We start from the raw sequence: 24,146 nt of genomic DNA, 5'->3' as shown, positions 1-24,146 counted from the left end.
CTTTAGCGGCCAATCACCTTCACTTGTTGGATGAGGATAGGGCGCAAAGGAACGTCTGAGTGAGGTCCGAATCGACCAGTACCGACTGATTTAATCTTATCTATAGTGGCTGTGCCCTTAATGACCTTACCAAAGACTGTATAACCATGTCCGTCTGGGCGAGGGTAGTCAAGATTGGGGTTGTCGACAATATTAATAAAAAATTGAGCGGTCGCCGAGTTAGGGTTCGCAGTTCTGGCCATGGCAATCGTATAGATTTGATTTTTTAAGCCATTATTGGACTCGATTGGAATCGGTGCTCGTGTGAGTTTTTGCTCCATTTTTTCATTAAAGCCACCCCCTTGAACCATGAAGCCATCTATCACTCGATGAAAAATTGTGCCTTGATAAAAACCTGACTCAACATACTGAAGAAAATTTTCTACCGTTTTTGGGGCTTTGCTAGCCTGAAGTTCGACGACAAAATCACCGAGCGATGTTTTGAATTCAACCTGTTGTGCTTGGACCTGATAGGTCATCAACAAACCAAAAATAAGGCTTAATATTTTTTTCATAGTCATCTCCATAATGAATGGATTATATGAACATAGTAATAAAAAAAGCCCTTCTAGGATTGAAGGGCTTCGATATTTGGTTGCGGGGGCAGGATTTGAACCTACGACCTTCGGGTTATGAGCCCGACGAGCTGCCAGACTGCTCCACCCCGCGTCTGAATCTGAAACTATATCAGGATTAACCCTAAATAGCAAGGTAAATGGTGTTTGGGGTGGTCCGGGGCTCCTCGTACCTAGCCGGGGACATGGCTAAGGCTAGTGCTTGCTTGGGGAGCGATCTCTTGAATCAGGGATTTCTATGCCATGCTTAGCAAAGCTTGTTTTGATTCTTGCTAGCAGTTCGCGACGTACAGGGGCCTGTTCATGAGCGCGCACTTTCATGCGTATTTTGATGAGTACCGTAAAGTCGCCAAGCTGATCTACGCCAGCAATTTCTATATTGTCTAAGATCCGGTCTTTGAATTGGTAATCTTGTCGCAACTCTTCGCCAATCTTGCTGATGAGTGACTTCACTTGTTCAATATCTGCTTCATAAGATATGCCCACATCACAAACTGCGTAGGCGTATTCTCGACTTCTATTAGTGACTACGGTGATGTTGCTATTAGGAACAAAATGAACTGCACCTTCATAATCTCGTAAACGAACATAGCGCAAAGTGATTTCTTCCACTATGCCTGTTTTTCCAGCAATTTCTACACTATCACCCTGACGTATTTGATTTTCGATGAGCATGACAAAGCCAGTAAAGTAATCTTTGACTAAGCTTTGAGCACCAAAGCCAACTGCAATACCGGCCACACCAGCTGTTGCGAGAATAGGGGCAATCGAGAATCCCAAAGCGCCCAGTATGAACATGATTGCAATGACCCAAATAAGGACTGTGAGCGAGTAATTGCTGACTCGTAAAAGAGTGTTGATGCGTTTTTGCTCTTCAATGCTGGCGCCACGTTTTTGTACTTCCATGGCAATTAAATGAGTTGCGCGAATGAAGATAGATTTAACAATCAGCGCTGCCACAACAACCAAGATTATTTGGATAATAGGCCAAGCTATATCTAACCAGCGAGTCAGGCCAGACAGGTTATATTCATGTAGAAGTTGCTCTATCGCTTTATGCATGGGTCAAGTATATAAAAAATGAGGACAACATCAATGCAAACTTTGAAATATGCGGCTGAAGTCTCCGCTGGAATTTATGCTATTGATACTGGCTTTGAAAGGCCGCACTTTGATGCCAGTTACTTACTCATTGATGCTGGTGAGGCTGCATTTATAGATGTGGGTACTAATTATTCGAGTGATTATCTCCTTCATACCTTGCATGAGTTGGGCCTTACTGAAGAGAATGTGAAGTACATTATCTTGACTCACATCCATCTGGATCATGCAGGGGGTGCTGGAAAAATGATGCAAGAGTGCTCTAAGGCTCTTTTGATTGTTCATCCACGCGGAGTCAGGCACATGATTGATCCTGCTGCTTTAAGAGCGGGGGCGGTGGGTGTCTATGGTGAAGATAAGGTTCAGCAAACCTACGGAGAACTTCTCCCCATTGAGGCTTCTAGAATCTTAGAAGCTCAGGATCAATCTAGTTTGAAAGTAGGGCAGCGTGAATTAATTTGTATAGATACTCCGGGTCACGCGAAGCACCATATTTCTATTTGGGATTCACACTCGCAAGGTGTTTTCACTGGCGACACATTCGGCTTATCTTATCGAGAATTTGATACTGATCAAGGACCTTTTGTGATGCCAACAACAACGCCTATTCAGTTTGATCCAGAGGCCCTAAAAAAATCCATCGATCGGATTTGTTCCTTAAAACCTCAATCTCTATTTCCTACACACTACAGTCGCATTGATGGTGTACCGCGTTTGAAGACTATGTTTTTGACTATTCTCGATGAAATGGTGGAGCTTGCACTTCATCTCCAATACACAGATGATCGTCACAATAGGATCAAAGAAGGCTTATTTAAGATTTATTTAAGCCATCTAAAACAACATGGGGTCAAAATGCAAGCTGATGAAATTAAAGAGTTTTTAGATATAGACTTGGAATTAAATGCTCAGGGCATTGGTGTTTGGTTAAATCAAAAAACATAAATGTTGCGTTGCAAAACTCGAGGTCTATAATGCCAACATTGCATGTATAGGAGCGCTGGATGTCGATTAGTAATCCAGAATATTCACAGTCATCGCTATTGAAACCGGTTGAAGTCGGCCAACATGGACATCATGTCCATAAGGGGAGTTTGTCTGCCCTCATGCTCGCTGCCATTGGCGTTGTATTTGGTGATATCGGTACAAGCCCTTTGTATGCTCTCAAAGAATGTTTTAGTCCTCAGCATGGCATACCCTTTAGTGAAGATGCGGTTTTTGGCATTATTTCTCTGATGTTCTGGGCCATTCTCTTGGTCGTGACCTTCAAGTATGTCATTTTCGTGATGCGTGCTGACAATAAAGGTGAGGGCGGTGTTCTATCCCTCATGGCGCTTGCTTTGCGAAGTATGAAAACTGGTACCAAATCCTACCTGGCAGTCATGATGCTGGGCATGTTCGGTGCATGCATGCTTTATGGAGAATCAGTCATTACTCCAGCTATTTCTGTTCTATCCGCAGTTGAGGGCTTGGAGATCATCACCCCAGAATTAAAGCGCTCTGTGATTCCGATTACATTGACCATCTTGATTGCTTTGTTTGTGATACAAAAATACGGAACCGCTGCGGTTGGCCGCTTTTTTGGCCCCATCACTTTACTGTGGTTTGTATCTCTAGCAGCTTTAGGTGTATTGAATATTGTTCAGAATCCTCAAATTTTCTGGGCAATGAATCCTATCTATGCAGTTCGTTTTATCGCAGAACATACTTTGATGGCATACATCGTGATGGGCTCTGTGGTTTTGGTCGTGACTGGTGTTGAAGCTTTGTATTTGGATATGGGGCATTTTGGCAAAAAGCCTGTTCGCTATGCTTGGCTAGTTGTTGTTTTGCCCAGTCTTCTGTTGAATTATTTTGGTCAAGGGGCGCTTTTATTATCGAACCCTGACTTCATAAAAAATCCCTTTTATCTGATGGTCCCTGAATGGGGTCTATTGCCCATGGTCATCTTGGCAACTTTAGCCACTGTGATTGCCTCTCAGGCAGTGATCTCAGGCGCTTATTCATTAGCGAATCAAGCGATATTACTGGGTTTCTTGCCGCGGATGGCGATTAAACACACATCTGATAGTGAGCAGGGGCAAATTTATATTCCGGTGGTGAACTGGTCTTTGCTGGTGATGGTGATTTTTACCGTTATTGAATTTCGTGAGTCAGGTAATTTAGCTGCTGCTTACGGCATATCTGTCACAACCACCATGCTTATTACTACGATTCTTTTGAGCATTGTGATGCGCCGTGAATGGCATATCAATCCATTGTTGATTGGACTATTAATTGCTAGTTTCTTGGCTATTGATATCTCTTTTTGGACAGCTAACCTCATCAAAGTGAAAGATGGTGGTTGGTATCCATTAATGTTAGGTATTTTATGTTTTACCTGTCTGATGACTTGGTACAAGGGTCGCAAGCTATTACGCGATCGTATTGTGAGTGACTCAATTCCACTAGAGCCATTTGTGGCGGGGTTATTAGCTCATCCACCTCATCGCGTAGAAGGTACTGCTATTTTCTTGACAGCACATATTGATTATGTACCTGTTGCGATGTTGCACAACCTTAAACATAATCGTGTCTTACATCAGCGAATCATTTTTTTAAAGCTCAGTATTTGGGATGTACCCTATGTCACTGATCAAGAGCGTGTCACAGTCAAAGACTTGGGTGGCGATATTTACTTAGTTCGTTCTGTGCACGGTTTCAAAGAAACACCAGACATTAATAAAGTACTCGCACTCTTGGAGCAAGAGCATGGATTTAAGTTTGATTTGATGGAAACTTCTTTCTTCCTGGCCCGCGACACGGTAGTGCCCGCAAAATTACCGGGTATGGCGCTATGGCGTGAACGTTTGTTCGCATGGATGTTACAAAATGCTGCAAAGCCTTCAGATTTCTTCCAAATTCCTGCTAATCGTGTGGTTGAACTCGGTGCTAAGATAGAGATTTAGTCTCTTACACCTATGAAACATAAATTCTTAGTCTTACTCTTCCTGCCTTTGGCAGCTCTAGCAGGGCCAGCTGAAGAGGCTGAGTTAGCGGATCTTGAAACACGTCAAGAGAATCTAAATTTACAAAAAGATTGGGCCAAGTATCGCTGGGATAAAAAACAGCATGATTGTTATTCACGATTTTTTGTGAATCGTTGTCTTGATGAGGCTCGACTTGTCTATCGTGAAGAAATTAAAGCGATTCGTGCGCAAGAAACTCCATTAAAGGAACGTCAACGTGTTCTGAAAGCCATTCAGAAAGATGAGCGAGATCAGCAGCGCGAAGCTGAACGCCTGAGTGAGGAAAAGGCCCGTGAGCGGCAAAAAAATGTAGAGACATTTGAACAAAAACAAATCGATATGCAGGCACGTCAACAGGATGTAGAGAAACGTCGTCAAGATTCTGAAAAGCGCGCCAACGAAAATAAGAAAGCCACTCCTTTCTAATGGCCAAAGCGAAGACCCAATATGTCTGCCAATCTTGTGGTGGAGTGAGTGCTAAATGGCAAGGTCAATGTCCAGCATGTGATGAGTGGAACACCCTTGAAGAATCTCTGATTGAAAAACAGAGTGAAAATCGTTTTCAAGGTTTGGCCCAGGCTGCTAATCGCCAGCGTTTAGCAGACATTGAGGCTGAACAAGTGCCACGAATGAGTTCCGGTCTTGATGAATTAGATCGAGTACTCGGTGGCGGAATCGTACCGGGTGGTGTATGTCTCATTGGTGGTGATCCAGGGATTGGTAAATCCACCTTATTGTTGCAGTCGCTTGCGCTCATTCATCAACAGGGTTTATCTGTTTTGTACATTAGCGGAGAGGAGTCCGGCGCCCAAATCGCTTTAAGGGCGCAGCGCTTAGGGATAGATGCGCCTGATTTACAAGTGCTTGCTGAAATTCAGTTGCAAAAAATCATTCAGGCCGTAGAGCAAACTGGTCCTGCTGTGGTGGTTATCGATTCTATTCAAACGGTATATTCTGAGGAGTTGACTTCGGCACCTGGATCTGTGGCGCAAGTTAAAGAATGTGCTGCTCATTTAACACGTCTAGCGAAAGCGCGGGGGATTGCCTTAATTATGGTTGGGCATGTCACCAAAGATGGCCATTTGGCTGGTCCGCGAGTCTTAGAGCACATTGTCGATACAGTTTTATATTTTGAAGGGGATACGCAATCCTCCTTTCGCTTGATACGGGCATTTAAAAATCGTTTTGGTGCAGTCAATGAGCTCGGTGTTTTTGCAATGACTGACAAGGGTTTGAAGGGGGTTTCTAATCCCTCTGCCTTATTTTTATCTCAGCATGGGCAAACTGTGCCGGGCTCTTGTGTTTTAGTAACCCAGGAGGGTAGTCGGCCTATCTTGGTAGAAATACAGGCTTTAGTAGATATGGCGCATGTACCTAATCCAAGGCGGCTTGCTTTAGGTTTGGAGCAACATCGATTGGCGATGCTTTTAGCTGTACTGCATCGCCATGCGGGCATTGCTTGTTTTGATCAAGATGTCTTCCTCAATGCGGTGGGTGGGGTAAAAATTTCAGAACCCGCTGCTGATTTAGCGGTATTGCTGGCCATTTATTCTTCAATGAGGAATAAGGCCCTACCGAAATCCCTAGTGGTTTTTGGCGAAGTTGGTTTAGCTGGCGAAATTAGACCCTCGCCTAAAGGTCAGGAGCGCTTGAAGGAGGCGGCTAAATTGGGCTTTAGGCAAGCCATCATCCCGCGAGCCAATTTACCTAAAAACAAGTTGGCGGACATGCAAATTATCGCGGTAGAAAGAATTGACGAAGCTATTAACGCTGCACAGAGCTTATCGATTTCTTGATTAGCTCAGATCTTGTGCGCGTATGAGTAATACCTGGTCTGAGCCAGCCGATACTTCCAACCAAGTCACGGGGATGTCAGGGAAGGCAGCTTCAAAATTGAGTTTTTCATTGCCAATTTCTAATACCAGGCTACCTTCTTCTTTGAGGTAAGCAGAGGCGTCTCTGAGGATTCTCCGAATCAGATCCATGCCATCGTTACCGCCAGCTAATGCAAGCTCTGGTTCTGCTAGGTATTCCTTGGGCAAGTTGGCCATCGATTGGGCATTCACATAAGGAGGATTACAAATGATTAAATCGAAACGCTCTTCAGATGCAAGTTCGGGAAGTGCATCCCAAAGATCGCCTTGATAGAGTTCTAATTGCTCTGTCAGACCATGTCGATCGATATTTTTAGCAGCCAGTGATAGCGCTGGAAGACTAATATCAGCTCCACTGACGTTCACATCAGGACAGGCGAGCGCCAGGAGTATGGCAAGAGATCCATTGCCGGTGCATAAATCGAGTACCTTGGCGCCCGGTGGGAGCCACTCCTCTAAATGCCCATCAACGATTAGTTCAGCGATATAAGAGCGAGGCACGATACTGCGTTCATCGCAATAAAAAGGCACACCCATCAGCCAGGCCTCGCCCAAAATATAGGCTAGAGGTTGTCGTGTATGGGCGCGTTGTTGAGCATATTCCCAAGCTTTTTCAATAGCGGTGGGGTCTATGTCAGACTCTAATTCCTCTAGAACATCTTCTGGGGGGAAGCCTAATGCTGATGAGATTAACCATAAAGCCTCGCTCTTTGCATCGCTAGCTCCATGGCCATAATTTAAGCCGGCGGCCTCTAGATATTCTGTGACCTGAGACCACAAATCATTGATTTGTGTGCTGGTCTTCATTGTGCGATTAATTCAATCAAGATATTTTTATAAACATCTTTGAGCGGTTCGATATCTTTAACTTCGATATGTTCATCAATCTTGTGAATGCTCGCATTGCGTGGTCCAAACTCAATCACTTGCGGGCAAATTTTGGCAATAAATCGACCATCACTAGTGCCACCGGTAGTTGATAGTTGTGCTTGTATACCTGTGACCTTGGTAATGGCTTTTTGTGCAGCCTGAGATAGTTCTGCAGGTTCAGTTAAAAAGGGCTCTCCACCTAAAGTCCACTTCAGATCATATTGAAGTTGATGCTTGACTAATACATTCTCGAGTCTAGTCTTCAGCTCTTCTGCCGTACTTGCGGTACTGAAGCGGAAATTGAAATCGATTACTACCTCACATGGAATCACGTTGCTAGCGCCGGTTCCGCCATGAATGTTTGAAATCTGCCAGGTGGTCGGCGGAAAGTGAGCATTACCTTGATCCCAAACCATGCTAGAGAGCTCAGCAAGGGCTGGCGCCGCAAGGTGGATTGGATTTTTTGCCAAATGAGGATAAGCAATATGACCTTGAACCCCGATCACCTTTAATTTTCCGGATAATGAGCCGCGTCTACCGTTTTTTATCGTATCACCCAGTTGGTCAACAGAAGTAGGCTCGCCCACCACACAGTAATCCATTTTGATACCACGTTCGCGCAGTTGGTTGCAAACAACTACAGTGCCATCATGTGCAGGACCTTCTTCATCGCTGGTGAGCAAGAAAGCAATTGAACCGGCATGGTTGGGGTGTTGCGATAAGAATTCTTCGGTGGCTACAACAAACGCTGCTAAAGAAGTTTTCATGTCTGCCGCGCCGCGCCCAAAGAGCTTGCCATCTCTTTCTGTAGGTATGAAAGGATTGGAGTGCCATTGTTCTAGGGGTCCGGTTGGAACCACATCTGTATGACCAGCGAAGGCAAGGAGAGGTCCTGCAGAAGCGCCTTTTTTAACAGCCCAAAGATTGGTGACTCTGAAATCATCAGGACCACTTTCGATAGACTCGCAGCTAAAACCTAAGGCACTTAATCGCTTCGCAATTAATTTCTGGCAGCCACCATCTGAAGGCGTGACTGATTCTTGAGAAATAAGTTCCTCTGTCAGGGCTCGAGTTGAGTTCAGGCTCATTTTTAGTCGCGTAACAAATCGTTAATAGCCGTTTTTGCGCGCGTCTGCGCATCGACCTTTTTGACAATGATGGCAGCATAGAGGCTATATTTGCCGCATGCAGATGGCAGTGAGCCAGGAACAACTACTGAGCCAGCGGGTACACGTCCATAGTGAACTTCGCCAGTCTCGCGATCGTATATTTTCGTACTTTGGCCGATATACACACCCATGGATAGCACGGCGTTTTCTTCAATAACAACACCTTCGACCACTTCTGAGCGTGCGCCGATAAAGCAGTTATCCTCAATAATCACAGGACCGGCTTGAACAGGCTCTAGGACGCCACCGATGCCAACCCCACCTGATAAATGGACATTCTTGCCAATTTGCGCACATGAACCCACAGTTGCCCAAGTGTCGACCATAGTGCCTTCATCTACATAGGCGCCGATATTGACGTAAGAAGGCATCAATACGACATTTTTGCCAATGAATGAGCCACGACGGGCCACGGCAGGCGGTACCACGCGGAAACCTCCTTTGGCGAAGTCAGCAGCACTGTAATTAGCAAATTTAGTAGGGACTTTGTCATAGAACTGGGGGTATCCCGGACCGCTAGACATTACTTGATTATCTTCTAAGCGAAATGAAATCAAAACCGCCTTTTTAACCCATTGATTGACATGCCATTGGCCTACTGATTGACGCTCAGCGACACGAATTGAACCATCATTAAGACCTGCTAGCACCTGGCTAACGGCATCTCTGACATCCTGAGGGGCTGAGCTGGGGGATAAATTGGCGCGGTTATCCCAAGCTTGATCAATGATGGTCTGTAGGGTTTGTGACATTTTTGATTTTTCCTTAAAAAAAGCTTTGTAATATATGGGATTATATCGATGTGTCATCAGAACTGTTGAGTCTGGTCAGGCTATTGGTATCATTTCGTAATTCCTTTAAAAGAAGTTAATCGTGAGACTCAAATCCATCAAGCTTTCAGGCTTTAAATCCTTTGTCGATCCAACTCATTTTGAGCTGCCGGGCCAGTTAATTGGTGTAGTAGGCCCTAATGGTTGCGGTAAATCCAACATTATTGATGCGGTGCGCTGGGTGCTCGGTGAGTCGCGGGCCAGTGAATTACGTGGCGAATCCATGCAAGACGTGATTTTTAATGGCTCAGGTCAAAGAAAACCAGCGGGTCGAGCCAGCGTCGAGTTAATTTTTGACAATACTGATGGTCGTGCAGCTGGTCAGTGGAGTGCTTTTGCTGAGTTATCGGTCAAACGTGTCCTGACTCGCGATGGAGCCTCTAGTTATTACATCAATAATCAATCGGTACGTCGTAAAGATATTTACGATATGTTCCTAGGGACCGGTTTGGGCCCACGTGCTTACGCCATTATTGGGCAGGGCATGATTTCAAGAATTATTGAGGCAAAACCCGAGGATTTGCGCATTTTCCTGGAAGAGGCTGCTGGAGTTTCAAAATACAAAGAGCGTCGTAAAGAGACTGAAGCTCGTTTAGAGGATACCCGTGAGAATTTGACTCGTGTCGAGGATATCCTACGTGAGTTAACTCAAAACTTGGTGAAGTTGGAAGGCCAAGCTGAAGTTGCTGAAAAATTTAAGCAATTAAACGCTCAGATGACTGATCAGCAGCATCTCCTTTGGCTGCTGCGTCAGACTGAAGCAGGTAAAGAGCAGGAAAAATTTGCAAATGCCATTCGTGATGCGCAGGTCCAACTTGAAGAGCAAACTGCAAAGTTAAGACATGCAGAAGCTGAGTTGGAGGAGTTGCGTACGGCCTTATACACCTCACAAGATCATGTCTCACAAGCTCAGGGTGAGCTGTATGAGGTGAATGCTGAAGTATCTAAGCTGGAAAATGAAATCCGGTATGTACAAGAAACACGTGGCCGCCTATCTCAACAGGTGGCTGATTTGCAGGCGCAATTACAGCGCTGGTTATCTCAAGAAACTACAGCTGCGCAAGCGATTGTTCAAACTAATGAAGAGTTAACTCAAGCACGAGGGCAAGAAGAACATTTTGCCGGAGTCTTGCAACAAGTCCAAGAAAAGTTACCCGCGTTTGAGGTCGCTTACCTAGAAGCACAAAAAAATCTAGACCTCGCTCGTGCTGCTGTATCAAGCGCTGATCAGCGTTTGGCTAGCTTGGCTGAACGAGTTCTCGCCAGTGGCAAACAGCTAGATCAAATTCAACAAAAAGAATTGCGTCTGCAGCAAGAGTTAGGCGGATTGGTTGAGCCAGACATGCAAGCTCTGCAGTTGGCCACAGATCGTCAACAAATGGCTCAGCGTAAAGCTGATGAGGCTCAACAGAGTGCTCAGGATTTGCAGTTAAAAGTACCTGAAGCGGATGCGCAGCGTTTATCAGCTCAATTAGCTTTTCAAGAGGCTAGTGCCGCACTTAGCCAAACCCGTGCAAGATTTGAAGCTCTGCAAGCCCTCCAGGAAAAAGTACAGTCACAAGCCAAGGTGGGCCCATGGCTCGAGTCGAAGGGCTTAAATAAAAAACAGCGTTTTTGGCAAGAGTTAAATGTTGAAAAAGGTTGGGAAACTGCTCTTGAAGCAGTCTTGCGTGAGCGTGTTACTGCGCTTCAGGCTGGTGATTTAAAGGAAGCTATCCAGTTAGCGCAAGATGCGCCGCCATCGCGCCTAGCTTTTTATTCGAATGTTCAATTGGCGCAACAGGACTCTAATGCCCAGGGTCTCACTTCGCTGATTTCTCGTGTCCAAATTAAAGACGCAGGTATCCGTGCGGTACTACAAGAGTGGTTATCTCACACCTACATAGCTGATAACTTAGAAGATGCTTTGCGTCGCAAAGAGCAATTACCTCAGGGTGCCTACTTGGTTGTGAAAGAGGGTCATGTTGTTACTCGTGTGGGCGTACAGCTGTATTCACCAGATTCTGAACAGGCTGGTTTATTAGCCCGTGCTCAAGAAATTGAAAATTTAGATAAACAGGCTAAAGCCCAGCAATTAATTTTTGATGAGTCTCAGAGTGAGGCCAACCGTACTCAGGCTGTTTTTCAAAATACATTGGAGCAAGCACAACAGGCTCGTAGCCAGGCTGAACATAATGTTCGTGAGGCTCATCAGCTTGAAGTGGAGCGCTTGCAGTTGGCTCAGGCAGAGGAAAAGTATCGAACAAGAGCAACGCAGTTAAATGCTGAAATTGCTGAACTCAAGGGGCAAATTCAAGAGTTACAACAAGTTCGTGATCAGAGTCAGGCGGAATTAGATATTGCACAAAACGAAAAGGGTGTGCACGGTGCAAGTTTGACTCAAGCGCAGGATACTTATCAAGCTGCTCAACATGCCTTGGAGCAGGCCCGTGAGCAATTACGTCATGCAGAAAGAGATGCTAATGAAGCGTCATTTACCTCTCGATCTTTGGCTCAAAGAGTGACAGATTTAAGCCGTGACCAGGAGTCGGCCCAGGAACAAGTAGCCCAAATCAAACAGTCTTTACAAAATACTGAAAGCCAATTGAATGAACTTTCAGATGAGGCGGCTCAGGATAAATTGCAAGGTTTGCTTATTCAACGCAGTGCCAAAGAAGCTGGATTGGCGAACGCTAGAACAGAAATGGATGGTATTTCACACCGTCTGCGTGAGGGTGATGAGGCAAGATTAAGTCTTGAGCGCAGTTTGCAACCATTACGTGATAAAGCCATGGAGTTGCAACTCAAAGAACAAGCTGCAAGACTCAATGTGGAGCAATTTGCCACTATGCTTTCTGATGCAGGTGCGGCTATTGACTCACTCCGGGAGAAGTTGACGCCGGATATGAAGGTCAGTTCCTTGCAATCTGATGTTAATCGTTTAAATCAAGAGATTAACGCTCTAGGTCCTGTAAATATGGCAGCCCTAGAAGAATTAGCAAGTGCTCAAGAACGTAAAACATTCTTGGATGCTCAATCTGCAGATTTGAATGAAGCGATTAATACCCTAACGGATGCTATTTCGAAAATTGATGCCGAAACACGTGATTTATTGCAGGGCACTTTCGATCAAGTCAATGAGCACTTCGGTAAGTTGTTCCCAGAGCTATTCGGTGGCGGTAACGCTAAGCTTGTCATGACAGGTGAGGAGATTTTAGATTCGGGTGTCCAGGTTATGGCGCAACCTCCTGGCAAAAAGAATTCCACGATTCATTTGCTCTCAGGTGGAGAGAAGGCCTTGACTGCGATTGCGCTAGTTTTCTCAATGTTCCAACTCAATCCTGCACCATTCTGTTTGCTAGATGAGGTGGATGCTCCCTTAGATGATGCCAATACGGGTCGCTATGCTGATATGGTTGCTCGTATGTCACAAAATACCCAATTTGTCTTTATCTCGCATAACAAGATCACCATGGAAATCGCTCACCAATTAATCGGTGTGACCATGCAAGAGCAGGGCGTTTCCAGAATTGTGGCTGTTGATTTGGAGTCTGCTGCTTCTATGGTGGAGGCCGCTTAATGCCCCAATTTGCTGAGTTTGCCGCATCAATCGGCTTGTCCGAGTTGCAGCTATTGCTTGGTTTGATTGGTCTATTGTTATTGATCATTGTTATGATTTATAACGCGGTACGTTTGCGCAAGACAGAGCAGATAGAAGATGTTCAATTAGAGCCTCATCTAGATAAAATTCAAGAGCCTACTTTTAACGAGCCTACTGATGAAGCGCGTGCTCCAGAAATTAAACCTGATCACAAGATTGACTCTCTGATTGATTGTGTAGTTGCGCTGCGTTTACCTGAGGCTATATCAGGTCAAGAGATTCAAATATTGTCAGCACCGATACAAAACTTTTCGGCATCCCAGGTCATTCTTGAAGGTCTAACCGAGTCCGATCGTTGGGAAAAAATCAACCCAACTGAGACTTATCTAGAGCTTCAGTTGGCGGTCCAAATGGCAAGTCGAAAAGGGCCTATTGGTGTTGTTGAACTCTCTGACTTTTTTGCTAAAGCGCAGGAGTTGGCTGAACAATTAGATGCGGAAATTGATTTGCCTCCGGTACAACAAATCTTGGATCAAGCCAAGGAACTCGATCAATTTGCCTCACAAGTAGATGTGCAGCTTGGAGTAACAGTAGTTCCTCTAAGCGGTCGTTGGCAACAGAGTTCTGTGATGCAATGTTTTGCTAATTTAGGCTTAAAAAAATCAAATCGTCATGCTTGCTATTTCAAGTATGAGGGGGAAAAGAAGTTATTTGAAGTCCATAGTCAGGACATAGATTCTTCAAGCGATGAAGCAGGCATTAGTTACATCACCTTCATCATGGATTTGCCTCAGGTTTCATCAGATAGTCATGTTTTTCAGGCCATCTTACGTGATGCCCAAACGATGGCGTCGCAACTCGGTGGCACCGTCGTTGATGATGCAGGTCGCCCTCTATTAGAAGAAGCTATAAGAGCGATTGCCGATCAATTACAAAGTCTTTATCATCTTATGCATGAGCATGGCATTGCAGCTGGTACTCCGACAGCACAGCGTTTATTTTCTTAAATATGGCAGAGCGCAGTCGCTATCAGTATTTAATTGCTGAGCTAGCGCGCTTAGATCATGCCTATTACGTGCAAGATCAACCTTTATTGCCTGATATTGAGTACGATAAATTGTTTAGGGAATTGCTCGAGATTGAGGCTCAACATCCTGATTGGGTTCAGCTTGATTCTCCGAGTCAAAGAGTAGGTGGTAATGCTTCGGCTTTATTTACGGAGGTGAAGCACTACACCCCTATGCTTTCACTCAATAATGCTCTGACACAAGATGAAGCACAGGCCTTTGATAAACGTTGTGCAGAAGGGCTGGAACGTGACTGTGTTGAGTATGCAGTAGAGCTGAAATTCGATGGCTTGGCTATTTCCTTATGGTATGAAGAGGGTGTGCTCAAAAAGGCAGCGACCCGCGGTGACGGCTATACAGGTGAAGATGTCACGGCTAATGTTTTAACCATCAAATCAATTCCTCTGCGCTTGAATACGCCTAGACCACCCCAGTTTATTGAGGTGCGTGGTGAGGTGTTCATGTCCCACCATGCATTTAAGCAGCTGAATCAACAAGCCATCGCAAGAGGCGATAAGACATTTGCCAATCCAAGGAATGCCGCGGCTGGTAGTTTGCGTCAATTAGATCCACTAGTGACGGCAACGCGACCCCTTTCATTTTTTTCCTACGGAGTAGGTGCTGTGCAAGGTTGGGTTGTGCCCAAATCACACGCAGAATTAATGGAAACATACATGAGCTGGGGTTTGCCGGTTTGTGAATATCGACAGGTTGTGCGTGGCTTTGATGGTTTACTAGCTTTTTATGATCAGATTGGAAAAATTAGAGATCAGCTTCCTTACGATATTGATGGGGTCGTATACAAAGTTAATTCACGCACTGAGCAGGATGAGTTGGGCTTTGTGTCTCGCGCGCCACGCTTTGCAGTCGCGCATAAGTTTCCTGCTCAAGAGGCTCTAACGCGACTTCTTGGTATTGATGTCCAGGTGGGTCGCACAGGAGCAATTACGCCTGTGGCAAGATTGGAGCCAGTTGTGGTGGGGGGTGTGACCGTAACGAATGCCACTTTACATAATGAAGATGAGATACGTAGGAAGGATGTCAGAATTGGTGACATCGTTATTGTGCGTCGTGCAGGCGATGTGATTCCCGAGGTTGTTTCAGTTGTTAAAGAGCAGCGTTCTAGTGAGTTAACAGCTTTTGTTATGCCTAGCCAATGTCCTATCTGTGGTTCTCACATAGAAAGACCAGTAGATGAGGCTATCGCTCGTTGTACGGGGGGCTTATTTTGTCAGGCACAAAGAAAACAAGCGCTGCTGCATTTTGCCCAAAGAAAAGCGATGGATATTGAAGGCTTAGGCGATAAGTTGGTTGATCAATTGGTTGATCAACAAATCATCAAAACGCCTGCTGATCTCTACCGACTCGGCTTTATGTCTCTAGTGCAGCTAGAAAGAATGGGGGAGAAGTCAGCGCAGAATCTCTTGGCCTCCATCGAAAAATCAAAGAAAACAACTTTGGCGCGGTTTATTTTTGCTTTAGGTATCCGCCATGTTGGTGAAACTACGGGCAAAGACTTGGCTCAACACTTTCAATCCATAGATGCATTAATCACTGCCAGTTATGAGCAATTATTGGAGGTTAAAGATGTTGGACCTACTGTGGCACAGTCAATTATTGAATTCATGGCAGAGTCTCATAATCGCGAAGTGATTGAGGCTTTGATGGCAAGTGGTATTGAGTGCCAAGTAGATAAAAAGCAAATAGTAGATGCGGTTGCCGGTAAAACTTTTGTTTTAACTGGAACTTTACCAACTTTATCCAGAGAGCAAGCCAAGGACATGCTGGAAAAAGCGGGTGCAAAAGTAGCAGGCTCTGTCTCAGCGAAAACAGATTATGTCGTTGCAGGTGCAGATGCGGGAAGTAAACTTGAAAAAGCCGAACAGTTAGGCATCGAGGTAATTGATGAACTGACCTTACTTGCTTTAGTTGGTCGTTAAGTCCTACATAAAAATAAGTAATTTCCTACTTACTTTACAGCTATCAATTTTCTTTATAGAAACTAATATTTAGTTTTATTCTGGTCTCAACAAGTTACTTTCCAATAATTGGTTTCTCAATTTTAAGTTGTACTACTTTTTTATCTATTGTTATCTCACATTTTTTACTTGGTGAGTCAATCGATAAAAAATTGGAGTGGCCTTAAGCGCCTCAGTATTGTTGATAATTTTTAGGACTTATTCTTATGTCTTTCCATCTCAATAACCCAACCATAAATCATTCTTATAATAATTTGAATCAAATGTTGATATCCAATCAGATAAGCTTAGATTTGACGGGTAAAAACTGGCATATTACCGGTAGCGGAATACTCTTAAGTAATGAAAAAATTCTAGTTATTAGGCATAAGTATTTGAACGAGTATTTACAACCGGGTGGTCACCTTGAGCCTAACGAGACTCCATTAGAGTGTGCGATTAGAGAGGTTTATGAGGAGACAGGGTACAGCACAGTTGCTGATTCAAGATGGTTAAAGCCTATAGATATTGATTTACATTTCATACCCGAAAATATTCACAAAAATGAGCCGTCTCATTGGCACCTTGATTTTGCCTATGTTTTAGAAATCACAGGTAAGGTTGGTGAGGCTGAATATTGCGCTGAATGGCTATCTTTTACTGATATAAAAAATGTGAGATTGAGGAGAATTATTGATCGTTTACTCGGATAGCATTTCAAGAATCTTTGTCTCTAGCGCAATCTGTATTTTCGCGTCTTGAGACAGATTTTTTCCAGCTAAAAGAAAGACGTCTTCTACACGTTCACCTAAGGTGTTAATTCTTGCGGTGTGTAAAGAGATATCTTGTTCTGCGAGAATTTTGGCAATATTAAAAAGTAGTCCGGTGCGGTCGTTTGCGGTGATAGTCAACACATAGTATTGACCCTTTTCATCGGGCCTCAAACTCACTCTGGGCTGAATTGGGAAGCTACGCGACTGTCTGGATAAGCGACCTTTATTAGGTGTTGGTAGTGGGCTTGGATTCATCAAGGTTTGTGCAAGCTCATGTTCCACTAACTGGATAATGTCACGGTAATGTCCGCCATCGCGGAGCAGATTTGTGCCTGCAATCTCAAAAGTATCAAGTCCGTAACCATGGTGGGTGGTATGAATCTTCGCATCTAAAATGGAGAAGCCACGTTGCTCAAAGTAAGAACATATACGAGCAAACAAATCAGGCTGATCCTTGACATAAACCGCAACTTGTAAGCCCTCTCCTGCAGGCGATAAGCGCGCTTTAACCACGGGGTCAGGAGTTGAGACTCTGTGATAGAGATGTTTGGTAAGCCATGCAATATCACTGGCTTCGTGACGAAGGAAAAAGGGTATGTCTAGTTGTTTCCACAGTTCAAGGTGCGCATCAGGCACTAAGCCGTAGAGTCTTAATAGTTGTCTAGCTTCCTGTTGGTTGCGATCTAGCTCAGAGTTCAGATCTGGTTTAGCGCCGCCTAAAACTCTGAGGGTCATGCGATATAAATCTTCTAGCAATTTACCTTTCCAAGCATTCCAAACCTTAGGGCTGGTACCGCGAATATCTGCCACTGTCAGTAGATAGAGCGCTGTGAGACGCCTTTCATTTTTAACTCGTTTCGCAAATGATTTGATGACTTCTGGATCGCTAATATCTTGTTTTTGAGCAACTTGACTCATCGTGAGGTGCTCGGCAACCAACCAAACTAACGTCTCAGTATCTTCTTTACTCAAGCCATGCTGCTTGGCAAAGGCTTTTGCATCTTTTTTGCCAAGTTCAGAGTGGTCGCCACCGCGGCCCTTAGCGATATCATGAAAGAGGGCTGCAAGTATTAATAACCAAGGTTTATCGTAGTTGGCGGCTAGTTGGCTGCAGAAAGGAAATTCATGCGTATGCTCGACGATCCAAAAGCGCCGCACATTTCTGAGTACCATCAAAATGTGTTGATCGACGGTATATACGTGAAATAGATCATGCTGCATTTGCCCGACGATTCTTCTAAAGGCTGGGAGATATCGACCTAAAACACTCGTTTCATTCATTAAACGAAATACTTGGGTAATACCTTGTGGCTGGGCAATGATTTCCATGAAGCAAGATTTATTGGCAGGATGATTGCGCCATTTGGCATCCATCAAATGTCTTGCGTTATAGAGGCCTCTTAAGACATCCGTTGAGAGGCCCGTAATGGATGGGTTTTTGGTAAAAATTAGAAAAGCCTGCAGGATCTGTAAGGGATCTTTTTCAAATAATTGGGGATCTACTAATTCCAATAATCCCTGTCGCTCGACAAAGTGATCATTGAGAACTCTTGTGGTACTTGATTCACGTGGAAAGAGTAGCGCTTCAATATTTTGTAGAAGAATTTCATTGAGCTGGCTAACAGCTTTCGCAGCCCAATAATAGCGTTTCATGATTTGCTCGCTCGCACGCTTACCGGGAAGATTGCTTAAACCAAAGCTCTCAGCTAGCTGTGTTTGTAAATCAAACACCAAGACATCTTGGCGACGTTTTGCAACGAGATGTAAATGTGTTCTGAGGGTTTGTAAAAAACGCAGGTTACGGTTAATCTCAAGAGATTCTCTTTTGGTTAGTAAGCCTTTTTTATGTAAAGCAGCAAAGCTATCACCGAGTTTTGCTGCTTTTGTCATCCACAAAATCACTTGTAGATCTCTCAGGCCGCCCGGACTTTCTTTGCAGTTAGGTTCTAAAGCGTAGGGTGTATCGTTAAATTTATGGTGACGTTGCCTGAGTTCGAGAAGTTTTGCTTGAAAGAAACTTTTTGCATCGATGGAGGCATTGAATTGATTTTGAAATTCACGATAAAGCTTTTTGTTGCCATGAATCAATCGTGACTCGAGCATTGCAGTGCGCACGGTGATATCGAGGTCGGCTTCATGTAAACATTCATGCACGCTTCTGACCGATGAACCAATCTCAAGACCTAAATCCCAGCACTCGGTAATAAATCTCTCAATTTTTTTAAGTAAGGAGGCTTTTTCCTCTTCAGGAAGGGTGTCATCTAGCAAAACGAGGATATCGATATCGGAATAAGGAAAAAGTTCTTTACGCCCAAAGCCGCCCACAGCGAGCAAGCTGGCTGAAATGCCGATATTGTGTTTATCCCACGCCTGAATTAAGCGAGTATCTGTAATATCACAGAGTTGACGTGCTAATTTTTGTACATTGCAATCTTGCTTAAATTGCGCAAATAAGTCTTCTCGCTCAGTTTTGAGGTGAGTTACTGTATCCATCAGGCACTAAATTTAAGGCTTCCAATACATTCTGGCGGCGGAGGACTTCCTGCTGATAAGGTTAGAACTTCTACGCCAGTGGCTGTTACTAAGCAGGTATGCTCCCATTGTGCAGATAGACTGCGATCCTTGGTTTTAACCGTCCACTGGTCAGGCATGGTGCGTATATCTCTTTTGCCTGCATTGACCATGGGCTCAATAGTAAATGTCATACCTTCGACCAAGGCTTGCCCTATGCCTGGCTTGCCGTAGTGAACAATTTGAGGTTCATCATGAAAGACTTGACCAATGCCATGACCGCAGTATTCACGAACGATAGAGTAGCCGGCTTGCTCTGCATGGGTTTGAATAGCGTGTCCTATGTCGCCCAGTGTGGCTCCAGGTTTAACTTGGGCAATACCTAGCCACATTGCCTCATAAGTAATTTGTGAAAGACGCTTGGCCATGATTGAAGCATCGCCAACGAGAAACATTCTGCTGGTATCTCCGTAGTAACCGCTAGGGGTGATAACAGTAATATCCAGATTGACAGAGTCCCCATCTTTTAAGATCCGGTCCCCAGGAATACCATGGCAAATGACGTCATTGACTGATGTACAGATGGACTTGGGAAAGGGTGGATATCCAGGTGGCTGATAGTTGAGTGGTGCTGGGATGGTTTTTTGCTCCTGAACCATGTATTCATGGCATAAACGATCCAGCTCGCCCGTTGTGACCCCGGGTTTGACAAAAGGTGTAATGTAATCAAGGACTTCGCTTGCAAGTCGTCCTGCTTCACGCATGCCAGCAATGAACTCTGCGGTGGTGGGCTTTTTGGTTTCTGTCAACATACCCCATTATCGCCTATATGTTCAAGATTTTCATGGCTTTATGTCGATATTTCGGTTACAATTTCGGCCACTGGTCAAGCTTTACTTGCCAGAATCGCGAATCAAATCCTTAAGGGTGGCATTTTTTAGTGCAGTCTGGATTTGATTCAAGTTTTAACCCTTAGGAGAAATTATGTCAGTTAGCATGCGTGAAATGCTAGAAGCTGGTTGCCACTTTGGCCATCAAACTCGCTTCTGGTCCCCCAAAATGGCCCCTTATATTTTCGGCCAAAGAAATAAAATCCACATCATCAATCTAGAAAAAACTTTGCCTATGTATTTGGAGGCGCAAAAGTTTGTTCGTCAAGTGGCTGCCAATCGTGGCACGATTCTTTTTGTCGGCACAAAGCGCCAATCTAAAGAAATCATTGCGGATGAAGCAAAACGTGCAGGTATGCCTTACGTTGACGCACGTTGGTTGGGTGGTACTTTAACTAACTTTAAAACAGTTAAAGGTTCAATCAAGCGTCTCAAAGACATGACGGCTGCCCGTGATAATGGCGATTGGGAACGTCTTTCTAAGAAAGAAGCGTTGACCATGTCACGTGAGATCGAGAAGTTAGAAAAGTCATTGGGCGGTATCCAAGATATGAATGGCACGCCTGATGCCATCTTTGTGGTGGATGTTGGCTATCACAAGATTGCGATTACAGAAGCTAAAAAATTAGGTATTCCAGTGATTGCAGTGGTTGATACTAACCACTCACCAGAAGGCGTAGATTATGTCATCCCTGGTAATGATGACTCTAGCAAAGCGGTTGCTCTCTACGTGCGCGGTATGGCAGATGCCATTTTGGATGGCAAAGCAAATGCCGTTCAGCAAGTACTTGACGCCGTTAAAGAAAATGCCGATGAGTTTGTAGAAGAAGGAAAGGACGAGTAATGGCCGCTATTACTGCAGCAATGGTTGGTGAGCTACGTGCGAAAACCGACGCACCTATGATGGAGTGTAAAAAAGCACTCACTGAGGCTAATGGTGACATGGCTAAGGCTGAAGAAATTTTGCGCGTCAAACTAGGTAGTAAGGCGAGTAAGGCTGCTTCTCGTGTGACGGCAGAGGGTGTTATTGCCGCGTTCATTAGCGGCGGTACAGGTGCTTTGATTGAGGTCAATTGTGAAACTGATTTCGTTTCTAAGAATGATGATTTCCTCGCCTTGAGTCAGGCTTGCGCCCAATTAGTGGCTGAGAAGAACCCAGCTGATGTAGCAGCTTTGTCTGCTTTACCCCATGCTGGCAAAACTGTTGAAGAAGTTCGTTCTGAATTGATTGGTCGTATTGGTGAAAACATGTCGATCCGTCGCTTTAAGCGCTTCTCTGGCGATAGCAAATTAGTTTCTTATCTACATGGCACACGTATTGGTGTGATGGTTGAGTTCACTGGTGATGAGGTGGCTGCAAAAGATGTTGCCATGCACATCGCTGCGATGAAGCCAATCGCTTTATCTACCGCTGATGTCCCAGCAGATAAGATTGCCGCGGAAAAGAGTGTTGCGGAGCAAAAGGCTGCTGAATCTGGTAAGCCTGCTGAGATTGTCGCCAAAATGGTCGATGGTGCAGTGCAAAAATATTTGAAAGAAGTATCTTTGCTCAATCAACCGTTTGTGAAAAACGACAAGCAAACTGTTGAGCAAATGCTCAAAGCAGCCAATACAACAGTGAAGTCATTCACTATGTACGTGGTAGGTGAGGGTATTGAAAAGCGTCAGGACGATTTCGCTGCTGAAGTGGCGGCTCAAGTAGCTGCTGCAAAAGCGACTGCTTAAGCATTTTTTCTTGATCTAAAAAAAGGGCGCGGAGTCATGCTTCGCGCCCTTTATAATTTGGCATATTTAAATTAAAAAAGAGATCTAAATGCCTGCCTACAAAAGAGTTCTCCTAAAGTTGTCCGGTGAAGCCCTCATGGGCGATGATGCTTTCGGTATTAATCCAACGACCATTGATGCCATGGTTCGAGATATCGCTGAGGTAGTGCAAAGTGGCGTGCAAATTGCCATTGTCATTGGGGGCGGTAATATTTTTAGGGGCGTTGCTGGCGGTGCGGCTGGTATGGATCGAGCTACTGCCGACTATATGGGTATGCTGGCCACGATGATGAATTCACTTGCACTGCAAGATGCCTTGCGTCAAAAAAACGTAGAAGCGCGCGTTCAATCTGCTTTGCGCATGGATCAGGTGGTTGAACCCTATATTCGCCCCCGGGCAATTCGTCACATGGAAGAGGGTAAAGTCGTTATATTTGCCGCGGGTACTGGAAACCCATTTTTCACGACCGATACTGCAGCCGCTTTGCGTGGCGCAGAAATGAATGTCGAAGTGGTTCTCAAGGCGACTAAAGTTGACGGAATTTATACCAGTGATCCTAAAAAAGACCCTAGCGCTACTCGTTACGACACGATTAGTTTTGACGAGGCAATCATTAAAAATTTACAAGTGATGGATGCGACTGCATTTGCTTTATGTCGTGATCGTAAATTACCCATTAAGGTCTTTTCAATACTCAAGCCCGGTGCCCTAAAGCGAGTTGTGATGGGTGAGGCTGAAGGTACTTTGGTGCATGTTTAAGAGGAGTCAGTTATGTCAGCAGGTGATATTAAGAAAAACACAGAACAAAAAATGGCAAAGTCATTGGACGCTTTGCGTGCCAACTTAGCCAAAATCAGAACCGGTAGAGCTCACCCAGGGTTGCTAGAGCATATTAATGTGGACTATTACGGCAATCCAACACCTCTTAGTCAGGTGGCTAATCTAGGCTTAGCTGATGCAAGAACTTTGACCGTTACACCGTGGGAAAAGAATATGGTTTCGGTCTGTGAGAAAGCAATTAGAGATTCAGATTTAGGCTTAAATCCAGCAACGCAAGGGAATGTGATTCGCGTACCGATGCCACCCTTAACTGAAGAGCGTCGTAAGGAATTAACTAAGGTGGTCAAAGCTGAAGGTGAGGATGCCAAGATTGCAGTCAGAAATCTGAGGCGCGATGCTAATGAGGCTCTAAAAAAATTAGCCAAAGATAAAGAAATATCTGAGGATGATGAGCGTCGTTCACAAGATGATGTGCAGAAAATGACTGATCGTTTCGTGGCTGATATTGATAAAGTCATTGCTGAAAAAGAGAAAGAGATCATGACTGTTTAAGCTTGGCTTAGACAGTGATTTATGGTCAAAAGACTTTTTACACATCGCAGTTCAACTCAGGCAATACCTGAAGTTGGAGACATTCCAAGGCATGTTGCCATCATTATGGATGGTAACGGTCGTTGGGCAAATAAACGTTTTTTACCGCGCGTTGCTGGTCATTCACAGGGTTTAGAGGTGGTCCGGCAGGTGGTGAAATCCTGCGCGGAAAAAGGCGTTGAATTTTTAACTCTATTCGCTTTTAGTTCAGAAAATTGGCGCCGACCTCCTGAAGAGGTCGGTTTCCTGATGAAGTTGTTTTTAACTGCCTTAGAGAAAGAAATTGTTCGGCTAGATAGAAATCAAGTTCGACTGCGGGTTATAGGACATCTCAGTGCTTTTGATCCTGTGATTCAGGAGAAGATTAAGGAAGCGGAGATTCGCACAGCCGGTAATACGGGTTTACAACTGACAATTGCTGCTAACTACGGTGGCCGTTGGGATCTATTGAATGCCGTGAATCAGGCGCTTGTGGCTCATCCTGAATGGAGTCAGGAGGGCCTGACCGAAGATCATATTACACAGTATTTATCTATGCCATTTGCACCAGAGCCTGATTTATTTATTCGCACTGGTGGTGAGCAAAGAATGAGTAATTTCTTGCTTTGGCAATTGGCTTATACAGAGTTGTACTTCACAGATACTTTATGGCCTGATTTTGATGATCAAGCTCTTGAACAAGCTTTTGCATGGTACCGCCAACGCGAGCGTCGATTTGGGCGAACCAGTGCGCAACTCGAATCCGACGCACCAGACTCTCCATAA

General features: G+C 44.6%; 20 protein-coding genes and 1 tRNA gene. 13 read left to right on the top strand and 8 right to left on the bottom strand.

Translation table 11 applies throughout. The features are described from left to right. Window positions 1–2: 2 nt before the first annotated feature. The 3 genes from ICE94_RS00345 to ICE94_RS00335 all read right to left on the bottom strand — a co-directional run bounded on the left by ICE94_RS00345 (window position 3) and on the right by ICE94_RS00335 (window position 1,676). A complete protein-coding gene (locus ICE94_RS00345; protein ID WP_216147223.1) occupies window positions 3–554 on the bottom strand; it encodes a peptidylprolyl isomerase in 552 nt (183 codons plus the stop codon). A gap of 77 nt (window positions 555–631) precedes the next feature. Further along, window positions 632–708: transfer RNA gene (locus tag ICE94_RS00340), tRNA-Met, on the bottom strand. Between the two features lie 101 nt (window positions 709–809). Then, window positions 810–1,676, bottom strand: a complete 867-nt coding sequence (locus tag ICE94_RS00335; RefSeq protein WP_216147220.1) for a mechanosensitive ion channel family protein — start codon at window positions 1,674–1,676, stop codon at window positions 810–812. A 33-nt stretch (window positions 1,677–1,709) separates the two neighbouring features. Between ICE94_RS00335 and ICE94_RS00330 the strand changes: the two genes are divergently transcribed. From ICE94_RS00330 to radA, 4 genes are all read left to right on the top strand, one after another. Beyond that, window positions 1,710–2,660 carry an MBL fold metallo-hydrolase gene (locus tag ICE94_RS00330; RefSeq protein ID WP_216147217.1) on the top strand — a complete coding sequence of 317 codons (951 nt, stop codon included), beginning with the start codon at window positions 1,710–1,712 and terminating at the stop codon, window positions 2,658–2,660. Window positions 2,661–2,821: 161 nt separating this feature from the next. Continuing rightward, entirely contained in the window at window positions 2,822–4,663 is a 1,842-nt protein-coding gene (locus tag ICE94_RS00325; protein ID WP_255539122.1) for a potassium transporter Kup, read from the top strand. A gap of 12 nt (window positions 4,664–4,675) precedes the next feature. Beyond that, window positions 4,676–5,149 carry a hypothetical protein gene (locus ICE94_RS00320; RefSeq protein ID WP_216147211.1) on the top strand — a complete coding sequence of 158 codons (474 nt, stop codon included), beginning with the start codon at window positions 4,676–4,678 and terminating at the stop codon, window positions 5,147–5,149. Continuing rightward, the gene (gene radA / locus ICE94_RS00315) at window positions 5,149–6,519 is read left to right on the top strand and encodes a DNA repair protein RadA (RefSeq protein WP_216147208.1); all 1,371 of its coding nucleotides are present in this window, start codon (window positions 5,149–5,151) and stop codon (window positions 6,517–6,519) included. Before ICE94_RS00320 ends, radA begins: the two co-directional genes overlap by 1 nt. Here the strand turns inward: radA and prmB are convergent, their stop codons facing one another. From prmB to dapD, 3 genes are read right to left on the bottom strand one after another with little or no spacing between them, the layout of a single operon-like run. Further along, window positions 6,520–7,404, bottom strand: a complete 885-nt coding sequence (gene prmB / locus ICE94_RS00310; protein WP_216147205.1) for a 50S ribosomal protein L3 N(5)-glutamine methyltransferase — start codon at window positions 7,402–7,404, stop codon at window positions 6,520–6,522. It abuts the gene before it with no gap. Then, complete coding sequence (gene dapE, locus ICE94_RS00305) at window positions 7,401–8,555, bottom strand: succinyl-diaminopimelate desuccinylase (RefSeq protein WP_216147202.1); 1,155 nt, start codon at window positions 8,553–8,555, stop codon at window positions 7,401–7,403. The genes prmB and dapE overlap by 4 nt, the downstream gene beginning before the upstream one ends. A 2-nt stretch (window positions 8,556–8,557) precedes the next feature. Beyond that, window positions 8,558–9,388, bottom strand: a complete 831-nt coding sequence (gene dapD / locus ICE94_RS00300; protein WP_216147201.1) for a 2,3,4,5-tetrahydropyridine-2,6-dicarboxylate N-succinyltransferase — start codon at window positions 9,386–9,388, stop codon at window positions 8,558–8,560. Between the two features lie 121 nt (window positions 9,389–9,509). On the opposite strand from dapD, the gene smc reads away from it, so the two are divergent. The 4 genes from smc (at window position 9,510) to ICE94_RS00280 (ending at window position 16,784) form a co-directional block, all read left to right on the top strand. Next, window positions 9,510–13,025, top strand: a complete 3,516-nt coding sequence (smc, locus tag ICE94_RS00295) for a chromosome segregation protein SMC (protein WP_216147199.1) — start codon at window positions 9,510–9,512, stop codon at window positions 13,023–13,025. Further along, a complete protein-coding gene (locus tag ICE94_RS00290) occupies window positions 13,025–14,053 on the top strand; it encodes a cell division protein ZipA C-terminal FtsZ-binding domain-containing protein (RefSeq protein ID WP_216147197.1) in 1,029 nt (342 codons plus the stop codon). Before smc ends, ICE94_RS00290 begins: the two co-directional genes overlap by 1 nt. A 2-nt stretch (window positions 14,054–14,055) precedes the next feature. Then, window positions 14,056–16,053: an NAD-dependent DNA ligase LigA gene (ligA, locus tag ICE94_RS00285; RefSeq protein WP_216147194.1), complete on the top strand. Its 1,998-nt coding sequence runs from the start codon at window positions 14,056–14,058 to the stop codon at window positions 16,051–16,053. A gap of 245 nt (window positions 16,054–16,298) precedes the next feature. Further along, window positions 16,299–16,784: an NUDIX hydrolase gene (locus tag ICE94_RS00280; RefSeq protein WP_216147190.1), complete on the top strand. Its 486-nt coding sequence runs from the start codon at window positions 16,299–16,301 to the stop codon at window positions 16,782–16,784. Here ICE94_RS00280 and ICE94_RS00275 read toward each other — a convergent pair. Then, window positions 16,773–19,337, bottom strand: coding sequence for a [protein-PII] uridylyltransferase (locus ICE94_RS00275; RefSeq protein ID WP_216147187.1), 2,565 nt, complete (start codon window positions 19,335–19,337; stop codon window positions 16,773–16,775). The two genes, ICE94_RS00280 and ICE94_RS00275, sit on opposite strands and share 12 nt — an antisense overlap. Continuing rightward, complete coding sequence (gene map, locus ICE94_RS00270) at window positions 19,337–20,167, bottom strand: type I methionyl aminopeptidase (protein ID WP_216147185.1); 831 nt, start codon at window positions 20,165–20,167, stop codon at window positions 19,337–19,339. Before map ends, ICE94_RS00275 begins: the two co-directional genes overlap by 1 nt. Window positions 20,168–20,339: 172 nt before the next feature. On the opposite strand from map, the gene rpsB reads away from it, so the two are divergent. The 5 genes from rpsB to uppS all read left to right on the top strand — a co-directional run bounded on the left by rpsB (window position 20,340) and on the right by uppS (window position 24,146). Then, window positions 20,340–21,089, top strand: a complete 750-nt coding sequence (gene rpsB / locus ICE94_RS00265; protein ID WP_216147180.1) for a 30S ribosomal protein S2 — start codon at window positions 20,340–20,342, stop codon at window positions 21,087–21,089. Continuing rightward, complete coding sequence (gene tsf, locus ICE94_RS00260) at window positions 21,089–21,970, top strand: translation elongation factor Ts (RefSeq protein ID WP_216147177.1); 882 nt, start codon at window positions 21,089–21,091, stop codon at window positions 21,968–21,970. The genes rpsB and tsf overlap by 1 nt, the downstream gene beginning before the upstream one ends. An 88-nt stretch (window positions 21,971–22,058) precedes the next feature. Beyond that, window positions 22,059–22,769 carry a UMP kinase gene (gene pyrH, locus ICE94_RS00255; RefSeq protein WP_216147174.1) on the top strand — a complete coding sequence of 237 codons (711 nt, stop codon included), beginning with the start codon at window positions 22,059–22,061 and terminating at the stop codon, window positions 22,767–22,769. A gap of 12 nt (window positions 22,770–22,781) precedes the next feature. After that, window positions 22,782–23,342 carry a ribosome recycling factor gene (frr, locus tag ICE94_RS00250; protein ID WP_216147171.1) on the top strand — a complete coding sequence of 187 codons (561 nt, stop codon included), beginning with the start codon at window positions 22,782–22,784 and terminating at the stop codon, window positions 23,340–23,342. Between the two features lie 21 nt (window positions 23,343–23,363). Beyond that, on the top strand, window positions 23,364–24,146 hold the full coding sequence (gene uppS, locus ICE94_RS00245; RefSeq protein WP_216147168.1) for a polyprenyl diphosphate synthase: 783 nt from the start codon (window positions 23,364–23,366) through the stop codon (window positions 24,144–24,146).

It is taken from the genome of Polynucleobacter sp. MWH-Loch1C5, from assembly GCF_018881775.1.
In the GTDB taxonomy this organism is placed as follows: domain Bacteria; phylum Pseudomonadota; class Gammaproteobacteria; order Burkholderiales; family Burkholderiaceae; genus Polynucleobacter.
This window is presented reverse-complemented; position numbering and strand designations above follow the sequence as displayed.